This is a genomic window from Pararhizobium polonicum (assembly GCF_001687365.1).
Classification (GTDB): domain Bacteria; phylum Pseudomonadota; class Alphaproteobacteria; order Rhizobiales; family Rhizobiaceae; genus Pararhizobium; species Pararhizobium polonicum.
Genome location: NZ_LGLV01000011.1, coordinates 1 through 20,386 on the forward strand (window position 1 = coordinate 1; position 20,386 = coordinate 20,386).

21 protein-coding genes are annotated in these 20,386 nt (G+C 61.2%); 18 read left to right on the forward strand and 3 right to left on the reverse strand.

Going from position 1 to position 20,386, the window contains the following annotated elements:
• The first annotated feature begins 573 nt into the window (after positions 1 to 573).
• A complete protein-coding gene (locus ADU59_RS17475; protein ID WP_068955442.1) occupies positions 574 to 2,301 on the forward strand; it encodes a glycoside hydrolase family protein in 1,728 nt (575 codons plus the stop codon).
• A 115-nt stretch (positions 2,302 to 2,416) separates the two neighbouring features.
• Entirely contained in the window at positions 2,417 to 2,989 is a 573-nt protein-coding gene (locus ADU59_RS17480; protein ID WP_068955443.1) for a transglycosylase SLT domain-containing protein, read from the forward strand.
• A 10-nt stretch (positions 2,990 to 2,999) separates the two neighbouring features.
• Here ADU59_RS17480 and ADU59_RS17485 read toward each other — a convergent pair whose 3' ends face one another.
• Positions 3,000 to 3,911, reverse strand: coding sequence for a LysR family transcriptional regulator (locus ADU59_RS17485; RefSeq protein ID WP_068955444.1), 912 nt, complete (start codon positions 3,909 to 3,911; stop codon positions 3,000 to 3,002).
• Between the two features lie 140 nt (positions 3,912 to 4,051).
• On the opposite strand from ADU59_RS17485, the gene ADU59_RS17490 reads away from it, so the two are divergent.
• The 16 genes from ADU59_RS17490 (at position 4,052) to ADU59_RS17565 (ending at position 18,508) form a co-directional block, all read left to right on the forward strand.
• Positions 4,052 to 4,816: an SDR family oxidoreductase gene (locus tag ADU59_RS17490; RefSeq protein WP_068955445.1), complete on the forward strand. Its 765-nt coding sequence runs from the start codon at positions 4,052 to 4,054 to the stop codon at positions 4,814 to 4,816.
• A 192-nt stretch (positions 4,817 to 5,008) separates the two neighbouring features.
• The gene (locus tag ADU59_RS17495) at positions 5,009 to 5,902 is read left to right on the forward strand and encodes a VOC family protein (protein ID WP_068955446.1); all 894 of its coding nucleotides are present in this window, start codon (positions 5,009 to 5,011) and stop codon (positions 5,900 to 5,902) included.
• Positions 5,902 to 6,744 (forward strand): 3-deoxy-8-phosphooctulonate synthase, encoded by an 843-nt coding sequence (gene kdsA, locus ADU59_RS17500; RefSeq protein WP_193427091.1) that lies wholly within the window; start codon positions 5,902 to 5,904, stop codon positions 6,742 to 6,744. Before ADU59_RS17495 ends, kdsA begins: the two co-directional genes overlap by 1 nt.
• A 135-nt stretch (positions 6,745 to 6,879) precedes the next feature.
• The gene (eno, locus tag ADU59_RS17505; RefSeq protein WP_068955448.1) at positions 6,880 to 8,154 is read left to right on the forward strand and encodes a phosphopyruvate hydratase; all 1,275 of its coding nucleotides are present in this window, start codon (positions 6,880 to 6,882) and stop codon (positions 8,152 to 8,154) included.
• Between the two features lie 135 nt (positions 8,155 to 8,289).
• Positions 8,290 to 8,598: an FtsB family cell division protein gene (locus ADU59_RS17510; RefSeq protein ID WP_068955449.1), complete on the forward strand. Its 309-nt coding sequence runs from the start codon at positions 8,290 to 8,292 to the stop codon at positions 8,596 to 8,598.
• A gap of 147 nt (positions 8,599 to 8,745) precedes the next feature.
• Positions 8,746 to 9,792, forward strand: coding sequence for a pyruvate dehydrogenase (acetyl-transferring) E1 component subunit alpha (gene pdhA / locus ADU59_RS17515; protein WP_068955450.1), 1,047 nt, complete (start codon positions 8,746 to 8,748; stop codon positions 9,790 to 9,792).
• A 21-nt stretch (positions 9,793 to 9,813) separates the two neighbouring features.
• A complete protein-coding gene (locus ADU59_RS17520; protein ID WP_068955451.1) occupies positions 9,814 to 11,193 on the forward strand; it encodes a pyruvate dehydrogenase complex E1 component subunit beta in 1,380 nt (459 codons plus the stop codon).
• Positions 11,194 to 11,207: 14 nt separating this feature from the next.
• Positions 11,208 to 12,533 carry a pyruvate dehydrogenase complex dihydrolipoamide acetyltransferase gene (locus ADU59_RS17525; RefSeq protein WP_068955452.1) on the forward strand — a complete coding sequence of 442 codons (1,326 nt, stop codon included), beginning with the start codon at positions 11,208 to 11,210 and terminating at the stop codon, positions 12,531 to 12,533.
• A gap of 82 nt (positions 12,534 to 12,615) precedes the next feature.
• Positions 12,616 to 13,035, forward strand: coding sequence for an endonuclease domain-containing protein (locus ADU59_RS17530; protein WP_068955453.1), 420 nt, complete (start codon positions 12,616 to 12,618; stop codon positions 13,033 to 13,035).
• An 8-nt stretch (positions 13,036 to 13,043) separates the two neighbouring features.
• Entirely contained in the window at positions 13,044 to 13,685 is a 642-nt protein-coding gene (locus tag ADU59_RS17535) for an SGNH/GDSL hydrolase family protein (protein ID WP_068955454.1), read from the forward strand.
• Positions 13,686 to 14,270, forward strand: a complete 585-nt coding sequence (locus ADU59_RS17540) for a GNAT family N-acetyltransferase (protein ID WP_068955455.1) — start codon at positions 13,686 to 13,688, stop codon at positions 14,268 to 14,270.
• 17 nt (positions 14,271 to 14,287) lie between these two features.
• Entirely contained in the window at positions 14,288 to 15,733 is a 1,446-nt protein-coding gene (gene lpdA / locus ADU59_RS17545; RefSeq protein ID WP_068955456.1) for a dihydrolipoyl dehydrogenase, read from the forward strand.
• Between the two features lie 68 nt (positions 15,734 to 15,801).
• Complete coding sequence (lipA, locus tag ADU59_RS17550) at positions 15,802 to 16,779, forward strand: lipoyl synthase (protein ID WP_068955457.1); 978 nt, start codon at positions 15,802 to 15,804, stop codon at positions 16,777 to 16,779.
• Positions 16,780 to 16,843: 64 nt separating this feature from the next.
• Entirely contained in the window at positions 16,844 to 17,425 is a 582-nt protein-coding gene (locus ADU59_RS17555; protein WP_068955458.1) for a P-loop NTPase family protein, read from the forward strand.
• Complete coding sequence (locus ADU59_RS17560) at positions 17,415 to 17,999, forward strand: P-loop NTPase family protein (protein WP_068955459.1); 585 nt, start codon at positions 17,415 to 17,417, stop codon at positions 17,997 to 17,999. Before ADU59_RS17555 ends, ADU59_RS17560 begins: the two co-directional genes overlap by 11 nt.
• A gap of 56 nt (positions 18,000 to 18,055) precedes the next feature.
• A complete protein-coding gene (locus ADU59_RS17565; protein ID WP_068955657.1) occupies positions 18,056 to 18,508 on the forward strand; it encodes a type II toxin-antitoxin system RatA family toxin in 453 nt (150 codons plus the stop codon).
• A 9-nt stretch (positions 18,509 to 18,517) separates the two neighbouring features.
• On the opposite strand, the gene ADU59_RS17570 is transcribed toward ADU59_RS17565, so the two are convergent.
• Together ADU59_RS17570 and ADU59_RS17575 are read right to left on the reverse strand one after the other, a co-directional pair.
• On the reverse strand, positions 18,518 to 19,018 hold the full coding sequence (locus tag ADU59_RS17570) for a CinA family protein (protein ID WP_068955460.1): 501 nt from the start codon (positions 19,016 to 19,018) through the stop codon (positions 18,518 to 18,520).
• Positions 19,015 to 20,229 (reverse strand): bifunctional 2-C-methyl-D-erythritol 4-phosphate cytidylyltransferase/2-C-methyl-D-erythritol 2,4-cyclodiphosphate synthase, encoded by a 1,215-nt coding sequence (locus ADU59_RS17575; RefSeq protein ID WP_083198332.1) that lies wholly within the window; start codon positions 20,227 to 20,229, stop codon positions 19,015 to 19,017. Before ADU59_RS17575 ends, ADU59_RS17570 begins: the two co-directional genes overlap by 4 nt.
• Positions 20,230 to 20,386: the final 157 nt, after the last annotated feature.

Genomic DNA, 20,386 nt, shown 5'->3' on the forward strand with positions numbered 1-20,386 from the left:
AAGCCTCGTGGTCTCAATGAAGAGGCTGCGAACGTCAGGCGGACCGGAAGGAGAGCCCCCGGAAACTGGATTCCCCCTGTCCTTCTGGGGCGGGTGTAGAGCATGTCCCGCCCGGCTTTGCCGGGCGAAAGGTACATGCTCCGCTTTGGAAACAAAGCCAGCTTGTCGCGATCCTGCGGATCGCGGCGGCTTTGTGTGGCACGCATGCCGGGATGAGAAACGTGATGTACCGGAACCGTGATGCTGAATGCCGGAACCGGAAGCCTATGTCGCGACGATCGTCCCGGGTCAGAGAATCCGCAGTCGGGGTCTGTAGGGAGGAAAGCTCCCGAGAGAACGCCAAACGGGGCGCTGGGAAGCGTCAATTATATTAACTCATTAGAGGCGGTTTCCAGTGCCCCGTCCGATTGAGTGCAGGTTTGAAAACCACGGCGGACACCGCGCGGGGACGTTTCCTGCTGTTTTCCGCTTCGGATCGCCGTCTTTACATCCCGCCCATCGGCACTAGGTGGCTGAATATGCGGTTTTGGTTCGCAATTGCCGCTGTACGTGGAATGAAGAAGTGGAACGGAGATGGTGAACGATATCGTGCAGGAAACCGGGACGCTGCGCGTGCTGCGGGCAGAGGTGCCGGTCAGCGCCACGCTGCATGTCTGGCTGAAGGCGGTGACACCGGATGCGCCGGGAACGATGGCGTTTATCCTCGGCGGCGACAAGATCGGCGAGGTTCAGGTCGGCAATGCCGAGGAATATGTGTTCCGCACGTTCATCGCCAATAGCGGCGGTGATCTTTCCTGCGTCTATGACACCGCGACCACCGCCGTTTCCGTCGCCTATTTCTTCAATGCCGCCGAGGTGGTGGAAAACGGCATCACCGTCATGCACACCAGCACCGCCAATGCGCCGGCGCCGGTCCCGCATGGCTATCACTTCCGTCCGCCGTTCGGCTGGATGAATGATCCGAATGGTTTTGGCCGTTTCGGCGGCCGTCCGCATCTGTTCTATCAGCATTATTCCCACGGCCTTCGCTGGAACACCATGCACTGGGGCCATGCGGTTTCGCAGGACTATATTCACTGGCATCACATGCCGATTTTCCTGTTTCCGTCCGAAGACCTCACAGCCCGGCCGGACCGGCGGGGCGGGGCCTTCTCCGGTTCGGCCATTCCCATCGAAAACGAGGGCGGTATCCGCGTCTTCTTCACCGAACAGGTCATCGACCGTATCCCCGAGGCGCAGGTCCAGCTGACCGCCACCTCGCACAACATCATCACCGCCAGCCAGGCCGAGGTCATTCTTCCAAGCCGCCCGACGGGTCTTGGCCTGACGCTCGATTTTCGCGATCCTTACGTGGTCAAGGGACCGGACGGGCTCTGGAAGATGGTGCTGGGCAGCCTGAGCCAGCAAGGCGGTGTTATTCTGCTCTACGAAACCGACGATCCGGTGGCGGCCGGCGACTGGCGCTTCGCCGGTACGCTGCTGCTTGAGGAGCGGTTTGGAACGGCTGTCATCGAATGTCCGTGCCTGCTGCCGCTGGACGGGCCGGCCGAGGCCCCTGAGACACGCTGGGGGCTGATCTACGGCCTGATGAACAGCACCCATGCCGATACCGGCCGCAAGAACCTGACGCTGATTGCGGTCGGACATTTTGACGGTGTCCGGTTTTTGACCGATTTCGAGCAGGAACTTGATTTCGGCACCGACAATTATGCCTTTCAGGCCTTTGTCGATGGCGATACGCCCGTTGGCATCGGCTGGCTCGCCAACTGGGCCGATGTCTCCCTCACCATCGATTTTCCAACGGCGATGACCCTGCCGAGGGAGTTGCTGCTTCAGGATGATGCAATCCTGACCCCGCCGGTTGCGGCAGCCGCCAGCCTGCGCCGTGGGGTCATCGACGAAACACGGCTTGCCGCCGGCGAAACGGTGGGATTGGCAACCGGTGCGGTCGAGATCGGGCTGGAACTGTCATCCCCCGGCGCGCCGTTCGTGCTGCATTTCGATCATCCGGATGTGGCTCTGGCCGTCCGGCTCGATGCGGAAGGATTGTCCATCCTCTATGAGCCGCCCGGTCTCGACGCGCGGCCCGGTGCCGAAACCACGCCGCGCTATATCGCGCGCGGCGCCCGTCCTTCCAGCCTGACGATTTTCCTCGATGCCGGTTCCATCGAGGTCTTTGCCGATCATGGCCGCTGGGCGGGGACCAAACGCATCGAAGGGTTCGAACCGGTCCGTTCCGTGCGTCTGGAGGCGATCGAGGGTTACGTAACGTCAGGACGCATCTTTACCCTCAAGCTGTAGATTTGGGCCGCCGAAAGCGGTTCATGTTCAGGGGAGAGGGCGCTCGGATTTGTCTAAAAACTTCTCTTTAACGTTTACCGGTTAGTAATCTCTCTGAAAGTGAGAGATTCGAGCGATGCGTATTGCGTTTATCGTCGCCCTACTGCTTCTGGCCGGCTGTGCGACCGCCCCGAGAGAAACACGAAATGCCTGCGCGATTTTCGAGCAGCGCGACGGCTGGTTCAACAACTGGCGCCGCGCCGCCGAGCATGCGGAACGGCAATACGGCGTTCCCGTGCCGATCCTGATGGCGACGATCTATACCGAATCCGGCTTCCGCCCGAATGCCCGGCCGCCGCGCACCAAGCTGTTCGGCTTCATCCCGTGGAAACGTCAGTCGACCGCCTATGGCTTCTCGCAGGCGTTGAACGGCACCTGGTCGCATTACAAGCAGGAAACCGGCCATCTGCTGGCGCGGCGCACCAAATTCTCCGACGCCATCCATTTCGTCGCCTGGTACCACAATCGAAACAGCAAGAAGAACGGCATCGCCCGCAACGACGCCTACAATCTCTACCTGGCCTACTATCTGGGGGATGCCGGATACCGGAGAGGCGCCTGGCGCGGCAATGCCCAATTGCAGCGCGCCGCCCAGCGCTCGGCCAACATTGCCAGTGCCTATGCCAAGCAGTTGCGTTCCTGCAACTGACGCCGGTCACTCAGTTTGAAAACGCCGGATCCCAATAGGGCGGGCTGCCGAACGCGGTTCGCAGATGATCGGCCAGCGCCCGCAGCTTGACCGAGGGATGCCTGCCGTCCGGATGGGCGATGTGGATATATTCGAGTTCGGGCTGGACGCCGATATCGATCGTTTCGAGCGTGCCTGCCGCGACTGCCTCGCCAACGATGAACATCGGAAGCAGCGCTATTCCCAGTCCGGCGATCGCTGCATCCCGGATCATGTCGCCATTGTTGAGGCCGAACCCCATCTGTCCACGAATGATGACGGTGCCGCCGGGGCTCGGGAAGCGCCAATCGGCCACGCCCCGATTGGTGTAGAAGATGCCGCGATGCTCTTCCAGTTCCTCGATCGATGCCGGCTTGCCGTTTTCCCTCAGATAGGTGGGCGAGGCGACGAGGACACGCCGGCTCGGCGCCAGCCGCCAGGCCATCAACCGTGAATCGGCGATTGGTCCGTTGCGCACCACGGCATCGTAACCATCTGCCGCCGCATCGACACGCTTGTCGTCGAGATCGAGCGTCAGCTGCAGGTTGGGGTGCTCCGCCAGAAACGGATAGAGCGCAGGCCCCAGATGCATGCGCCCGAATGTGACAGGTGCCGAAACGCGCAAAGGGCCGGAGATCGTTCCACGCCGTTCGGCCATGTCCGCCGCCGCCTCCTCGATCTCCTGCACGATGCGATTGGCACGCTGGAGAAAGGCGTTGCCGTCCTCCGTCAGGGTCAGCTTGCGTGTCGTTCGGTGCAAGAGGCCGGCACCGAGGCTGCGCTCCAGCTCGGCAAGCCGTTCGCTGACCACCGACTTCGACAAACGAAGGCGTCGCGCCGCTGCGCTGATCGAGCCGCTTTCGGCGATCGCGACGAAACTTGTAATGCCGTCGAGCTTTATCATCGTTCGGCTTTTCCGGATGCGAGTTCCATGATTTGCAGACTAATCAGAACGATAAAAGAAAGCCATATTCTCCTCAAGCAAACGGCATGAAGAGACGGCCAATACGGCGCCTCGACCGCTCTGCCACAAGAGGAAACATCATGGAACGCCTGTCCAACAAAGTTGCCATCGTCACCGGTGCGAGCGCCGGCATCGGTCGGGCCACCGCAAAGCTGTTTGCGGCAGAAGGCGCAAAGCTCGTCGTTGGCGCCCGTCGCCAGGGCGAACTCGATGAACTCGTCGCCGAAATCAGGGCCGATGGCGGCGATGCCGCAGCACTTGCCGGTGACGTCCGCTCGGAAGACTATGCCAAGGCGCTTGTCGCGCTCGCCGCCCAAAAATACGGCCGCCTCGATATCGCCTTCAACAATGCCGGAACACTTGGTGAAGCCGGTCCTTCGACCGGTGTTTCGGAACAGGGCTGGAGCGATACGATCGCCATCAACCTCACTGGTTCGTTCCTTGGCGCCAAGCATCAGATTGCCGAAATGACGAAACATGGCGGCGGTTCGGTGATCTTCACGTCGACCTTCGTCGGCTATAGCTTCGCCTTTCCGGGCGTCGCTGCCTATGCCGCCTCGAAAGCCGGCCTGATCGGCCTGACGCAGGCACTTGCCGCCGAATTCGGTCCGCAGGGGGTACGTGTCAACGCGATCCTGCCCGGCGCCGTGGACACCGCGATGTATCGGGACATGAACAATACACCTGAATCGCAGTCCTTCGTCACCAACCTGCACGCCCTGAAGCGCGTTGCCACACCGGAAGAATTGGCCCGCTCGGTCCTGTACCTCGCCTCCGATGATTCCGCCTTCGTGACCGGGACGGCGTCGCTCGTCGATGGCGGCGCATCGATCACCCGCACCTGAGCCTAGGGTGAGAAAGCGCCAAGGTCGGCGGCGGTGGCCATGGGCCGTTTTTGATTGATATCTGCATGGTCCGGCGTTTCGATGTCGGGCCATGCGTTTGCGATCAACATAAAGGTGTTGAATCAACATTTCCTTGAATTTGACAGTCAAAACGGGCAAAGCACCTGCCAACGATCCGTTTCAGGGAAATTCATGAGCACTGCCTCCCGTACATCCCGTCTGCTCGACCATCTGGTTCTCCCGGTGATCGATCTGGCAACGGCCAGAGCGCGCTATGAGCAGCTCGGTTTCACCGTCGCTGCGGATGCGCTGCATCCCTTCGGAACCGAAAATGCCTGTGTCTTCTTTTCCGACAAGACCTATCTCGAGCCCTTGGGTATCGCCAAGCGCGAGGAATGCGAAGCTGCGGCACTTGCCGGCAATGTCTTTGTGGCCCGCGATCAGGCCTACCGGTTTCGCCGCGGGCAGGATGGTTTTTCGGCGATCGTTGTGAGCACGCAGGATGCCGCTGGCGACCACGCCCGCTTTCGCGAAAAAGGCATTTCGGCCGGCGAGATGCTGGAATTCTCAAGGCCGATGACATTGCCGGATGGTTCGCAGGCTGTCGGTAGTTTCCGGCTGTCCTTCGCCGCCGATCTTCGCTCGCCGGACTTCTTCTTTTTCAGCTGTCAGCGCGTCCAGCCGCTGCCGTCGGACCGCTCGGCTCTGGAAGCGCATGCCAACGGCGTCAGCGGACTGTCCGAGGTGGTGCTGTCCGAGCCCAATCCCACCGATTTCCAGTACATCCTCCAGGAAGCCGTCGATGAGCGCGAAGTGTCGGCGCATTCCTTCGGCATGGATATCGAGACGGACAACGGCGTCAAGATTTCCGTTCTCAACCCGGCGGGCATGTCCGGCTTCTTCGACAGGAAGACGCCGGGCCATTCGCGCGGCCTGCGCGGCCGCGCCGTCGTCTTCAAGGTTGCCAATCTTGAGGCGACCGAACATCTTTTCGCCGCCAACGCGGTGTCCTTCACCAGAAAAGACAATCGCCTGATCGTTCCGGAAGCGCCGGGGCAGGGTGTCATTTTCGCATTCGGAGAATAATCATGCAGACCAATGCACATGTTGTGGCCGGTAGCGGGGCAGCCCAGGTTGTCTTTTCCAACACACAGAAACTGTCGCTGATCGCCGGTCCCTGCCAGATGGAAAGCCGCGATCATGCCTTCATGATTGCCGGCACGATGTCCGAACTCTGCAAGTCGCTCGGTCTCGGCTATGTCTACAAGTCCTCCTTCGACAAGGCCAACCGCACGTCGATCTCCGGCAAGCGCGGCATCGGTCTTGAAAAGGCGATGGAAGTCTTTGCCGATCTCAAGAAGGAATACGGCTTCCCGGTCATCACCGACATCCACACGGAAGAGCAGTGCGGTCTCGTTGCGCCGACCGTCGACATCCTGCAGATCCCGGCTTTCCTCTGCCGCCAGACGGACCTGCTGATTGCCGCCGCAAAGACCGGCCGCGTCATCAACGTCAAGAAGGGCCAGTTCCTCGCTCCGTGGGACATGAAGAACGTTCTGGCCAAGTTCACTGAAAGCGGCAATCCGAACGTGCTTCTGTGCGAGCGCGGCGCTTCCTTCGGCTATAACACGCTCGTCTCCGACATGCGTTCGTTGCCGATCATGGCCGGTCTCGGCGCACCGGTGATCTTCGATGCGACCCATTCGGTGCAGCAGCCGGGCGGGCAGGGCGCTTCGACCGGCGGTCAGCGCGAATTCGTCGAGACGCTGGCGCGCGCAGCCGTGGCTGTCGGCGTTGCCGGCGTGTTCATCGAAACGCATGAGGACCCCGACAATTCGCCTTCCGATGGCCCGAACATGGTACACCTGAAGGACATGCCGCGTCTGCTGGAAACGCTGCTGGCCTTTGACGCTGTCGCCAAGCGCTGAATGCGGGCTTCTGTGAATTTTTCTTGAAGGTGCGGGCGCGGGCAGCAATTGCCCGGGCCCCGCCATTGTAATTTCCGGTCCATGAATTATGACAGGGCCATCCTCCACCACCATGTTTGAAGCAGGGAAGAGATCATGACTGCAATCATCGACATCATCGGCCGCGAAATTCTCGACAGCCGGGGCAACCCGACCGTCGAAGTCGACGTCCATCTCGAAGACGGCAGCTTTGGCCGCGCCGCCGTTCCCTCGGGCGCCTCCACCGGCGCGCACGAAGCCGTCGAATTGCGTGACGGCGGCACGCGCTATCTCGGCAAGGGCGTCGAAAAGGCCGTCGAAGCGGTCAACGGCGAAATCTTCGAAGCCGTCGGCGGTCTCGATGCCGAAAACCAGATCCTCATCGACAACACCATGATCGAGCTTGACGGCACGGCGAACAAGTCGCGTCTCGGCGCCAATGCCATTCTCGGTGTGTCGCTGGCCGTTGCCAAGGCTGCCGCCGAAGCTGCGAACCTGCCGCTCTACCGTTACGTCGGCGGCCCGAACGCCCGCCTGCTGCCGGTGCCGATGATGAACATCATCAATGGCGGTGCACATGCCGACAACCCGATCGATTTCCAGGAGTTCATGATCCTTCCGGTCGGCGCCGATACGCTGCGCGACGCCGTTCGCATGGGCGCGGAAGTCTTCCATGTGCTCAAGAAGGAACTGTCCGCCAAGGGTCACAACACCAATGTCGGCGACGAAGGCGGTTTTGCGCCGGGCCTGTCGAGCGCGTCCGAAGCCCTGGACTTCATCATGAAGTCGATCGAGAAGGCCGGCTACAAGCCGGGTGAGGACATGTTCCTCGGCCTCGATTGCGCCTCGACCGAATTCTTCAAGGACGGCAAGTACGTCATGGAAGGCGAGGGCCGCACGCTCGAGCCGGGCGCCATGGCCGAATACCTGGCCGAGCTTGCCGCCAAGTACCCGATCGCCTCGATCGAGGACGGCATGGCTGAAGACGACTGGGAAGGCTGGAAGACGCTGACGGATCTGGCCGGCAAGAAGGTTCAGCTGGTCGGCGACGATCTGTTCGTCACCAACTCCGCGCGCCTGCGCGACGGCATCAAGATGGGCGTCGCCAACTCGATCCTCGTCAAGGTCAACCAGATCGGCTCGCTGTCGGAAACGCTCGACGCCGTCGAGACCGCGCACAAGGCCGGCTACACCGCCGTCATGTCGCACCGCTCGGGCGAAACCGAGGATTCGACCATTGCCGATCTCGCCGTTGCCACCAATTGCGGACAGATCAAGACCGGCTCGCTGTCGCGCTCCGACCGGCTTGCCAAGTACAACCAGCTGATCCGCATCGAGGAACAGCTTGGGCCCCAGGCAAAATATGCCGGCCGCTCGATCTTGCGCGGCTGATACGGTCACGTAATGAGATGATGGAGCCCGCGTCTGGAAACGGACGCGGGTTTTTTGTGGCCACCGCTTATGGTCAACGGTCGGTTAATCAATGGCTGGTAGCCTGCTTTGGTATTGCGTATCAGGGCATGATCTATGTGGACCAAACACCATAAGAAACGGAAGCTCGGGCGGTTTGTCATGCCGCTCATCACCGTCGCTTTCCTCTCCTATTTCGGCTATCATTCCATCCATGGCGACTATGGGCTGAAGGCAACCGAGAAATTCGACCGCCAGCGTATCGAGCGTCAGGCGCGCTTGAGCGAACTGACGCAACAGCGCCAGATTCTGGAAAAGGAAGTCGCGCTGTTGAGCGACGGTTCGCTCGAACGTGACATGCTTGATGAAAAAGCCCGGTTCGGGCTGAACATGTCGCGCAACGACGAAATCGTTATCTTTCACTAAGTTGCCACATTAACCGGAAACAGGTTAATCAGAAATATATTATTCTTATCAATGGGTTGATGGGAATATAAGCCATGCAAATATGGCATTGCTGTGATGGCATTCTTTCCCTATGGTGCCGCAAAAGCCAACCATAGGGAGGATTGAATGGCACCGCGAAAATCCGCGTCCGTTTCCAGCCGCAAGACAGCGGCGAAGCCCGCCAAAAAGGAGTTCACTGGCTCCAATATCCCGGAGTTCGATCGCGATCAGGATATGAAGGCCTATCGTGAAATGCTTCTCATCCGCCGGTTTGAAGAAAAGGCCGGCCAGCTTTACGGCATGGGCTTCATCGGTGGCTTCTGTCATCTCTATATCGGCCAGGAAGCTGTCGTCGTCGGCATGCAGATGGCCCAGAAGGAAGGCGATCAGGTCATTACCGCCTATCGCGACCACGGCCACATGCTGGCAACCGGCATGGAAGCGCGCGGCGTCATGGCCGAGCTGACCGGCCGTCGCAACGGCTATTCCCACGGGAAGGGCGGTTCGATGCACATGTTCTCCAAGGAAAAGAATTTCTATGGCGGTCACGGCATCGTCGGTGCGCAGGTGTCGCTCGGCACCGGTCTCGCCTTTGCCAATGCCTATCGCGGCAACGACAGCGTTTCCGTCGCCTATTTCGGCGATGGCGCGGCGAACCAGGGGCAGGTCTACGAGAGCTTCAACATGGCCGCTCTCTGGAAGCTGCCGATCGTCTACATCATCGAGAACAACCATTATGCCATGGGCACGTCCACGGCCCGCGCCACGGCGCAGTCGAACTATTCGCTGCGCGGTTCGGGCTTTGGCATTCCCGGTATGCAGGTTGATGGCATGGACGTGCGCGCCGTCAAAGCGGCCGCCGACGAGGCGCTCGAGCATTGCCGTTCCGGCAAGGGCCCGATCATCCTCGAAATGCTGACCTATCGCTATCGCGGTCACTCGATGTCCGACCCGGCGAAATACCGCTCCAAGGACGAAGTGCAGAAGATGCGCTCCGAGCACGACCCGATCGAGCAGGTGAAAGTCCGCCTGATGGAGAAGGGCTGGGCGACCGAGGACGAACTCAAGGCCGTCGACAAGGATGTCCGCGATATCGTTGCAGACAGCGCCGATTTCGCCCAGTCCGATCCGGAGCCGGATGTATCCGAGCTCTACACCGACATTCTGCTTTAAGACCGGGGCGAGGAAAACATCATGCCTATCGAAATTCTGATGCCCGCTCTGTCTCCGACGATGGAAGAAGGCACGCTCAGCAAATGGCTGAAAAACGAGGGTGACAAGGTCACCTCCGGCGACGTGATCGCCGAAATCGAAACCGACAAGGCGACCATGGAAGTGGAAGCCGTGGATGAGGGCGTCATCGGCAAGATCCTGATCGCCGCCGGGACCGAAGGCGTCAAGGTCAACACCGCAATCGCGGTCCTGCTGCAGGACGGCGAGAGCGCCGGCGACGTGGCCGCTCCCAAGGCTGCTGCCCCTGCGGCGGAGCCCGCCAAGACGGAAGCACCGGCAAAGTCCGAAGCATCCGCGCCCGTCCCGGCCCAGCCGAAGACGGAAGTCGCCGCCGATCCGGACATTCCGGCCGGCACCGAAATGGTTTCCACCACCGTTCGCGAAGCGCTTCGCGATGCGATGGCCGAAGAAATGCGCCGCGATCCCGACGTCTTCGTCATGGGTGAAGAAGTCGCTGAATATCAGGGCGCCTACAAGATCACCCAAGGCCTGCTGCAGGAATTCGGCCCCCGCCGTGTCGTCGATACCCCGATCACCGAGCACGGCTTTGCCGGCGTCGGCGTCGGCGCTGCGATGGCCGGTCTGAAGCCGATCGTCGAGTTCATGACCTTCAACTTCGCCATGCAGGCGATCGACCAGATCATCAACTCGGCAGCCAAGACGCTCTACATGTCCGGCGGCCAGATGGGTGCGCCGATCGTGTTCCGCGGGCCGAATGGCGCTGCTGCGCGCGTCGGCGCCCAGCACAGCCAGGATTACGCCACCTGGTACAGCCAGATCCCCGGTCTGAAGGTCGTCATGCCCTATACGGCAGCCGACGCCAAGGGCCTGCTCAAGGCGGCGATCCGCGATCCGAACCCCGTCGTTTTCCTCGAAAATGAAATCCTCTACGGCCAGAGCTTCGACGTGCCGAAGCTGGATGATTTCGTCCTGCCGATCGGCAAGGCGCGCATTCACCGTAAGGGCAAGGACGTCACCATCGTCTCCTTCGGCATCGGCATGACTTATGCCGTCAAGGCGGTTGCCGAGCTGGAAAAGGAAGGCATCGACGTCGAGCTGATCGACCTGCGCACCCTGCGTCCGATGGACCTGCCGACGGTCATCGAGTCGGTCAAGAAGACCGGCCGTCTGGTGACGGTGGAAGAGGGCTATCCGCAGAATTCGGTCGGTACCGAAATCGCCACCCGCGTCATGCAGCAGGCCTTCGACTATCTCGATGCGCCGGTCCTGACGATCGCCGGCAAGGACGTTCCGATGCCCTACGCCGCCAACCTTGAAAAGCTGGCCCTGCCGAATGTCGGCGAAGTCGTCCAGGCGGTAAAGACCGTCTGCTACAAATAAGGGAGGGTGAAGAGATGCCTATCAACATCACCATGCCGGCCCTCTCGCCCACGATGGAAGAGGGCAACCTCGCCAAATGGCTGGTCAAGGAAGGCGACAAGGTCTCCTCCGGCGACGTTCTCTGCGAGATCGAGACCGACAAGGCGACGATGGAAGTCGAATCGGTCGACGAGGGCACCGTTGCCAAGCTCGTCGTTCCGGCCGGTACCGAGGGCGTCAAGGTCAACGCGCTGATTGCAATCCTTGCCGCTGACGGCGAAGATGTTGCTGCCGCTGCTTCCGGCAGCGGTGCTGCTCCGGCTGCCAAGGCTGAAGCTGCAAAGACTGAAGCTGCTCCGGCAAAGGCTGAGGCAGCGCCAGCCGCCGCTCCGGCACCGGTTGCCGCACAGGCTCCGGCAGCGTCGGGTACCCGCACGTTTTCGTCGCCGCTTGCCCGCCGTCTCGCCAAGGAAGCCGGCCTCGACATTTCCGTCGTTTCCGGTACCGGTCCGCATGGCCGCGTGGTCAAGAAGGACGTCGAAACGGCCGTTGCCGGCGGTGGCGCCAAGGCCGCTCCTGCTGCGGTTCCAGCAACCGCTGCTGCTCCGGCTCTGCCCAAGGGCGCTTCCGACGAAGCTGTTCTGAAGAACTTCGCCGAAGGCTCCTACGAGCTTGTGCCGCATGACGGCATGCGCAAGGTGATCGCCAAGCGCTTGCAGGAATCCAAGCAGACCATTCCGCATTTCTACGTTTCGGTGGATTGCGAACTGGATGCGCTTCTGGCCCTTCGCGCCCAGCTCAATGCTGCAAGCCCGGAAAAGGACGGCAAGCCTGCCTACAAGCTCTCGGTCAACGATATGGTCATCAAGGCGCTTGCGCTTGCCCTGCGTGACGTTCCGGATGCCAATGTGTCCTGGACCGAAACCAACATGGTCAAGCACAAGCACGCCGATGTCGGCGTTGCCGTGTCGATCCCGGGCGGCCTGATCACACCGATCGTCCGCAGCGCGGAACTCAAGAGCCTGTCGGCCATCTCCAACGAGATGAAGGATCTCGGCGCCCGCGCCAAGAGCCGCAAGCTGAAGCCCGAGGAATTCCAGGGCGGCACCACCGCCGTGTCGAACATGGGCATGATGGGCGTCAAGAACTTCGCCGCCGTCGTCAATCCTCCGCATGCGACGATCCTGGCGATCGGTGCCGGCGAGGAGCGGGTCGTGGTCAAGAAGGGCCAGATGGTCGTCGCCAACGTCATGACCGTGACGCTGTCGACCGATCATCGCGCCGTCGATGGTGCTCTGGGTGCCGAACTGCTGGGCGCCTTCAAGCGCTACATCGAAAACCCGATGGGCATGCTGGTTTAAGTGGACTGTCCCTCCCCTTTGCGGGGAGGGTGTTCGCGGTAGCGGACGGCTGGGGTGTCGGCGGATGGGTGAAGGGTCTGAGATGGCATGGAACCGTGAAAACCCGAAACCACCGAGCCCGACCGCTGCGCTCAATATCCCTCGACTGCGCAAGGCAATGACGGATGCGGAACACCGCTTTTGGCAGGCTCTGCGCCGGGAGTTGCCGGAAACGCAGGGCAGGCATTTTCGCAGGCAAATGGCGATAGGCCGCTATGTCGCGGATTTTGTCTGTCTGGGAGAGCGCTTGATCATTGAGGTGGACGGAGCCGTCCATGACGATGTGCATCAACGCCAACGTGATGCGGAGCGCGACGCTTGTCTCCGTGGCGAGAATTTTCGTGTCATGCGTGTTACGAACAAGGATGTGATTCTCGATATGCCATCTGTGTTGCGACGAATTGCCATGGCTCTTGCCACCCCCACCCCTAACCCCTCCCTGCAAGGGCGAGTGGAATTTTGAGCGCGGCTATGAAAACAGTCCTTTGCTACGGCGACAGTCTGACCTGGGGATATGACGCGGAGACCGGCGGCCGGCATGCGCTGGAAGACCGCTGGCCGAGCGTCCTGCAGACGGCGCTTGGCAACGGCGTTCAGGTGATTGCCGAAGGTCTGAACGGCCGCACCACCGCCTATGACGATCACCTGGCTGATTGTGACCGCAACGGCGTGCGCATCCTGCCGACCATCCTGCAGACTCATGCCCCGGTCGATCTGGTGATCTTTCTGCTCGGCGCCAACGATATGAAGCCCGTGGTGCATGGAACAGCCTTCGGTGCGGTGAAGGGCATCGAGAGGCTGGTCAGGCTCGTCTGGCATCACAGCTGGCCGGGTGTACAGGCCGAGGCTCCTGAAATTCTGATCGTTGCACCGCCGGTGATCAGCCAAACGGCGAATGCAAATTTTGCGGCGATGTTCGCCGGCGGAGTGGAGCAATCGTCGATGATGGCTTCGCTCTACGCCGATCTCGCCGATGAACTCGGCTGCGGTTTCTTCGATGCCGGATCGGTTGCGAAAACGACGCCGCTCGACGGCGTGCATCTGGATCCGGAAAACACGCGCGCCATCGGACGCGGCCTTGAGCCGATGGTCCGCATGATGCTCGGGCTCTGAATGACGGCGGCTCTGCGTCTACGGGCCGCGCAACGGCGGGATGCGGCGGAACTGGCCATTCTGGTCGATATCGCCTCCCATGGCTTTGCCACATGGCTCTGGCATGGTGCAGTGATGCGCGGGGTCAAGGACACGGCCCTCGAGCAGGGGCGGTCGCGGATGATGATGGATGACGAACCGGGCGCCTGGAAGGATGCGACCTGCGCCGAATGGGACGGCGAGATGGCTGGCGTGTCGATCGGCTATGATCTGGAGGACAGCGTTCGCGATATGGTCGCGCCGCATCCGGTGATCAAGCCGCTGCTGGACCTTCAGGTGCAGGTGATCGGCAGCCGGTTCATCGATAGTCTCGGTGTCTACCGGCACCATCGCGGCAAGGGTATCGGGCGGGCGCTGCTTGCCCATGAGATCGACAAGGCTCAAGGCAGGCAGGTCAGCCTGATCACCGAAAGCCACAATCAAACGGCGCTGGCGCTTTATGCGGCCAGCGGATTTGCAGAGCAGGCGCGGCTTCCGGCCGTGCCGCTCTTTGAAGACAGCAAAAGGCATGAGTGGGTCTTGCTGGCCCGGACCATGACCGAGTGAAGAGGCAGGAAACAAGAATGGCAAATTCCTACGACGTCATCGTTATCGGTTCCGGCCCCGGCGGCTATATCGCGGCGATCCGCGCGGCACAGCTGGGCCTGAAGGTCGCCGTGGTCGAGCGCGAGCATCTGGCCGGCATCTGCTCCAACTGGGGCTGCATCCCGACCAAGGCGCTGCTGCGCTCCGCCGAGGTTCTGCATCTGGCCGAACATGCCAAGAACTACGGCCTGACGCTGGAAGGCAAGATCACGCCGGACCTGAAGGCCATCGTCGCCCGTTCGCGCGGCATTGCCGAGCGTATGAACGGCGGCGTTGCTTTCCTCATGAAGAAGAACAAAGTCGACATCATCTGGGGCGAGGCGAAGCTCACCAAGCCGAACGAGATCGTCGTTGCCAAGACCACCAAGACCATCGTCCAGCCGCAGGGGCCGATCCCCAAGAATACGCTGGGCGAGGGCACCTACACCGCCAAGCATATCATCGTCGCCACAGGTGCCCGTCCGCGCGCGCTGCCGGGCATCGAGCCGGACGGCAAGCTGATCTGGACCTATTTCGAGGCGATGAACCCGGATGCCATGCCGAAGTCGCTGCTGGTCATGGGCTCCGGCGCCATCGGCATCGAATTCGCCTCCTTCTATCGCACACTGGGTGTCGACGTGACGGTCGTTGAAGTCATGAGCCAGGTCATGCCGGTCGAGGACGCGGAAATCTCCGCCTTCGCCAAGAAGCAGTTCGACAAGCAGGGCATGAAGATCATCCTCGATGCCAAGGTGACGAAGGTCGAAAAATCGGCCAATTCCGTGACCGCCCATGTCGAGAAGAAGGACGGCTCGATCGAGAAGATCACCGCCGACCGGATGATTTCGGCTGTCGGCGTGCAGGGCAATATCGAAAATCTCGGTCTGGAAGCGCTCGGCGTCAAGACCGACCGCGGTTGCATTGTCATCGATGGCTACGGCAAGACCAACGTGCCGGGCGTCTACGCGATCGGCGACGTCGCCGGTCCGCCGATGCTCGCTCACAAGGCCGAGCATGAGGCCGTCATCTGCGTCGAGAAAATTGCCGGCCTGCCGAACGTGCATCCGATGGACAAGCTGAAGATCCCGGGCTGCACCTATTGCAACCCGCAGGTCGCCTCGGTTGGCTTGACGGAAGCCAAGGCCAAGGCCGAAGGCCGCGATATCCGCGTCGGCCGCTTCCCCTTCGTCGCCAACGGCAAGGCGATCGCGCTTGGCGAAGACCAGGGTCTGGTCAAGACCATCTTCGACAAGAAGACCGGCGAATTGCTGGGCGCGCATCTGGTCGGCGCCGAAGTCACCGAGCTGATCCAGGGCTTCGTCGTCGCCATGAACCTCGAGACGACCGAGGAAGACCTGATGCACACGATCTTCCCGCATCCGACCATCTCGGAAACGCTGAAGGAAAGCGTGCTCGATGCCTATGGGCGTGCACTGAACGCTTGATTATGCTAGGGCTCGCCTCCATCTGAAGGCGGCCCGCATGTCCGGCTTGAAGGAAAGTTGAAGTCACGATGGTCACCATTCTCGACCGCACAACGATCGATCTCGACGCCAAGCGCGTGCGTCATCCGGAAAAGGCCCACAAGCCCGACACCGAGATGCTGCGCAAGCCGGAATGGATCCGTGTCCGCGCACCGACATCGAAGGGCTATGCCGAAACCAAGTCGATCGTGAAGGAGCACAAGCTCGTCACGGTCTGCGAGGAAGCCGGCTGCCCGAATATCGGCGAGTGCTGGGACAAGAAGCACGCCACCTTCATGATCATGGGCGAGATCTGTACCCGCGCCTGCGCCTTCTGCAATGTCGCGACCGGCAAGCCGAATGCGCTGGATATGGCCGAGCCGGAAAACGTTGCCAAGGCCGTCAAGCAGATGGGGCTCAGCCATGTCGTCATCACCTCGGTGGACCGCGACGATCTGGCCGATGGCGGCGCCGAGCATTTCGAAAAGGTGATCTGGGCCATTCGCGCCGCGTCGCCGCTGACGACCATCGAAATCCTGACGCCCGATTTCCTCAAGAAGCCGGGAGCGCTGGAGCGGGTCGTTGCCGCCAAGCCCGATGTCTTCAACCACAACATGGAAACCGTGCCGGGGAACTATCTGACGGTGCGGCCGGGCGCACGCTATTTCCATTCGATCCGCCTGCTGCAGCGGGTCAAGGAACTCGATCCGACGATGTTCACCAAGTCCGGCATCATGGTGGGCTTGGGCGAGGAACGTAACGAAGTGCTGCAGCTGATGGACGACCTGCGCACCGCCGATGTCGACTTCCTCACCATCGGCCAATACTTGCAGCCGACCCGCAAACATCATCAGGTGATGAGCTTCGTCACGCCGGAAGAGTTCAAGTCCTACGAGACGGTCGCCTATACCAAGGGCTTCCTGATGGTCGCCTCCAGCCCGCTGACCCGCTCGTCGCACCATGCCGGTGACGACTTCGCCCGGCTCCGGGCAGCGCGCGAAAAGAAGCTGCTGGCGGCAGCTGAATAGGCGCCCGAGGTTGCTAAACCGGATTTGAGCTTTATGGTGCGCGGCTCCAAGTTTGGAGCCCGTCATGCCGTCTTATATTTCTGGAATTGAGCAAGCCCTTCCGATCCTTCGCGGTGTCAGCCGTGTTCTGGTCATCGGCTGCTCGGGTGGTGGCAAGAGTACGCTTTCGCGGAAGCTATCGGGCAGGCTGGACTTGCCCTACGTTTCGATGGATCGGGATTTCTACTGGTTGCCCGGCTGGACGAAACGGGCCAAAGCGGACGAGCGTGCGTTGATTGCCGCCACGGTTGCGCAAGACCGGTGGATCATGGACGGAACGGGCGCATCGAGCTTCGATCTGCGCCTGCCGCGAACGGATCTGGTCGTCTGGGTCCGTGTTCCGCGCCCGTTGTGCCTTTGGGGATTGATCTGCCGAGTAGCGTCAAGTTTCGGCCGTGTACGCCCGGACATGGCACCGGGATGTCCGGAACAATTGCCGGATCGCGAGTTCCTGTCCTACATCTGGAATTTCGACCGGCGCGTTTCTCCCATCATTGTGGAAAGGTTGGACCGGTATGCACCGGACATGCCGGTACTGACGCTCAGGAGCCGCAGCGACATGCGTGCTCTCGTCGCGCGTTTACAGGAAGCTGATGATGTCGAATAACATTATGAGCTTGGAGCAAGGGACCGCAACCCTGCGAACCGCCGACCGAATCCTGATCATCGGCTGCTCCGGCAGCGGCAAAAGTACGCTGGCACAAAACCTCTCGGACATGTTTGCGCTTCCTTATATCTCGATGGATCGTGACGTCTTCTGGCTGCCTGGCTGGACGCAGCGGCCACGCGCAGAGGCGCTCGAGATCGTCGAGCGGACGGTCGCGCAGCCGCGATGGATCATGGACGGGACAAGCCCCGGCACATTGCCTCTGCGCCTGCCGCGCACGAATCTCGTCGTGTGGATGCGACCGCCACGCCGCGTATCCCTTTACGGTGTGATCAGCCGCTGGCTTCGATTTCGCGGCAGGACGCGGCCGGAAATGGCCGAAAACTGCCCGGAGCGCCTGACCGGCGAATTCCTGCGCTACATCTGGAATTTCGAGAAAACCGAAAGCCCGGAGATCGAACAGAAACTGGCGGATTATGGCCCCGGCGTGCCGGTCCTTGTACTGAAATCGCATGCTCAGACGGGGAAACTGCTTGAGGGGCTGAAGCGGCCCGTTTTCAACGCCGGTGCGTGACGCCTGCGCCCTCGCACCATCTTGTTTTTCCGGACATCATTGAATATCTGAACGCCATGCCACAATTCGAGACCCGACGGCCAGTCAAGCACACACCCGAACAGATGTTCGATCTGATTGCCGATGTCGAAAAATACCCGGAATTCCTGCCGCTTTGCGAAGGACTGACCGTCCGTTCACGCAAGGAGCGCGACGGCAAGCAGCTGCTGCTCGCCGATATGACGGTCGGCTACAAGGCCATCCGCGAGACGTTCACCACGCAGGTGCTTCTGAACAAGGCCGAGCGCATCATCGACGTCAAATATATCGATGGGCCGTTCAAGTATCTCGACAACCGCTGGCGCTTCGAGGAAACGGGCGAGGGCGGTTGCTCGGTCAATTTCTTTATCGATTACGAATTCAAGAGCCGCATCCTCGGTGCGCTGATGGGCTCGATGTTCGATCGGGCCTTCCGGATGTTTTCCGAAGCCTTCGAGAAGCGCGCCGATGCTACCTACGCAACGGCGTAGCGGACGGCGTCAGTCTGCCGCCGCTTCGTTCAGCATCTCCAGCGCCGTGCGCACCGTCGCCAGGCGGACGGCGTCGCGGCCGATGTCGCCGTAGTACATTTCCCGGTGCAGCACGTTGCCGGTTCGGCTTGCCGTTGCCAAGTGCACGAGCCCGACCGGCTTGTCCGCCGATCCGCCGCCGGGGCCGGCAATGCCGGTGACCGCGACCGTAATGTCCGCTTGCGAATGGGTGAGCGCTCCGCGAGCCATTTCAATTGCCGTCTGCCGCGAAACGGCACCATGGATGTCGAGCGTCGCAGGGGAGACGCCGAGCATCTGGATCTTGGCATCATTGGAGTAGGTGACGAAGCCGCGGTCGACGGCGGCCGAGGAGCCGGGGATTTCCGTCAGGGCGCCTGCGATCAGTCCGCCGGTGCAGGATTCGGCCGTCGCGACCATCAGGCCGCGCTCGGAAAAAAGGGAAATCAGGCTGCCCGCCTTGCTTTCGATGTCGTCCGGCCAACCGCTCATTTATCACCTCCAGCATAGACGACCGTGGCCGTGGCGATTGCGGCGATGCCTTCGCGGCGGCCGACAAAGCCGATCTTTTCGTTGGTCGTCGCCTTGACCGAGCAGCGATCGAGCGAAATGCCGAGCATATCCGCGAGGTTTTCGCGCATCGCCAGGCGGTGAGGGCCGACTTTCGGCGCTTCGGCGATCAGGGAAACATCCGCGTTCATGATCGTGCCGCCGTTGTCACGGACGATTCTGGCTGCGTGTTCGAGAAAGATGCGCGAGGCGGCGCCTTTCCACTGCGGGTCGGAAGGGGGAAAGTGATCGCCGATATCGCCGGCGCCGCAGGTTGCCAGAAGCGCGTCGGTCAATGCATGCAGGGCGACATCGGCGTCGGAATGGCCAAGCAGGGTCTGGTCATGCGGGATGAAGATACCGCACAGCGTCACGCCGTTGCCGTCCACAAGCTGATGAACGTCGTAGCCATTGCCGGTGCGGACATCCGGAAGCGCATGTCGGTTCAGTTTCTCATCGGCCATGGCGATATCCCGTTTGATCGTCAGTTTGACATTGTCGACCAATCCCTCGATCAGCGTCACCGGCAGGCCCGCCCATTCTGCGATCGAGGCATCGTCGGTGAAGTCGGAGCGGCCGGACGCGGCGGCATTGGTGTGAGCGTCAAGGATCGGCGCGAAACGAAAGCACTGGGGTGTCTGCGCACCGAAAAGACCGGCACGCGGGACCGTTTCGACGACTGTTCCATCCGGCGAGCCGCGCTTCAATGTGTCGGCAACGGCGATCGCCGGTAGGACGGCATCCGAGCCTTGCGTCAGCGCCAGCACGCAGCGGTCGAGCAGGGTATGGTCGATGAAGGGCCGGACCGCATCATGGATCATCACATGCGTGATGCCGAAATTTTCCAGTGCCTTGAGCCCCGCAAGCACCGACAGCTGGCGCGTCGGGCCGCCATGAACGACGGTGATGACGGATGTGTCGCCGGACACACGGCTGCGGGCTTGCGCAAACAGGGCTTCATCGTCCGGATGGATGACGACGACGATCGTCTTTTCCTCTGGCCATGTCGCAAAAACATCAAGTGTATGGGTAATAACGGGCCGCCCGCCGATCGGGCGATATTGCTTGGGTCCGTCGCGCAGGGAGCCGGCGCGTTCGCCCCGGCCGGCAGCGACAATGACGATACCACAGGAAAACTGTTCTTTTGCCTGCATCTTGTATATGGGTTCCCGCAGTTGGTTTGCCGCCGGGGCGTCAATGACGATCCTTCGATCGGCGATCACGCTCCAGTCATCGTGCGAAAACAACGAACCAGCGCCGTTTCGGCGCGCGGTGCCTCAATCGCCGTGGTGATTTACCGCGAAGGTCGGG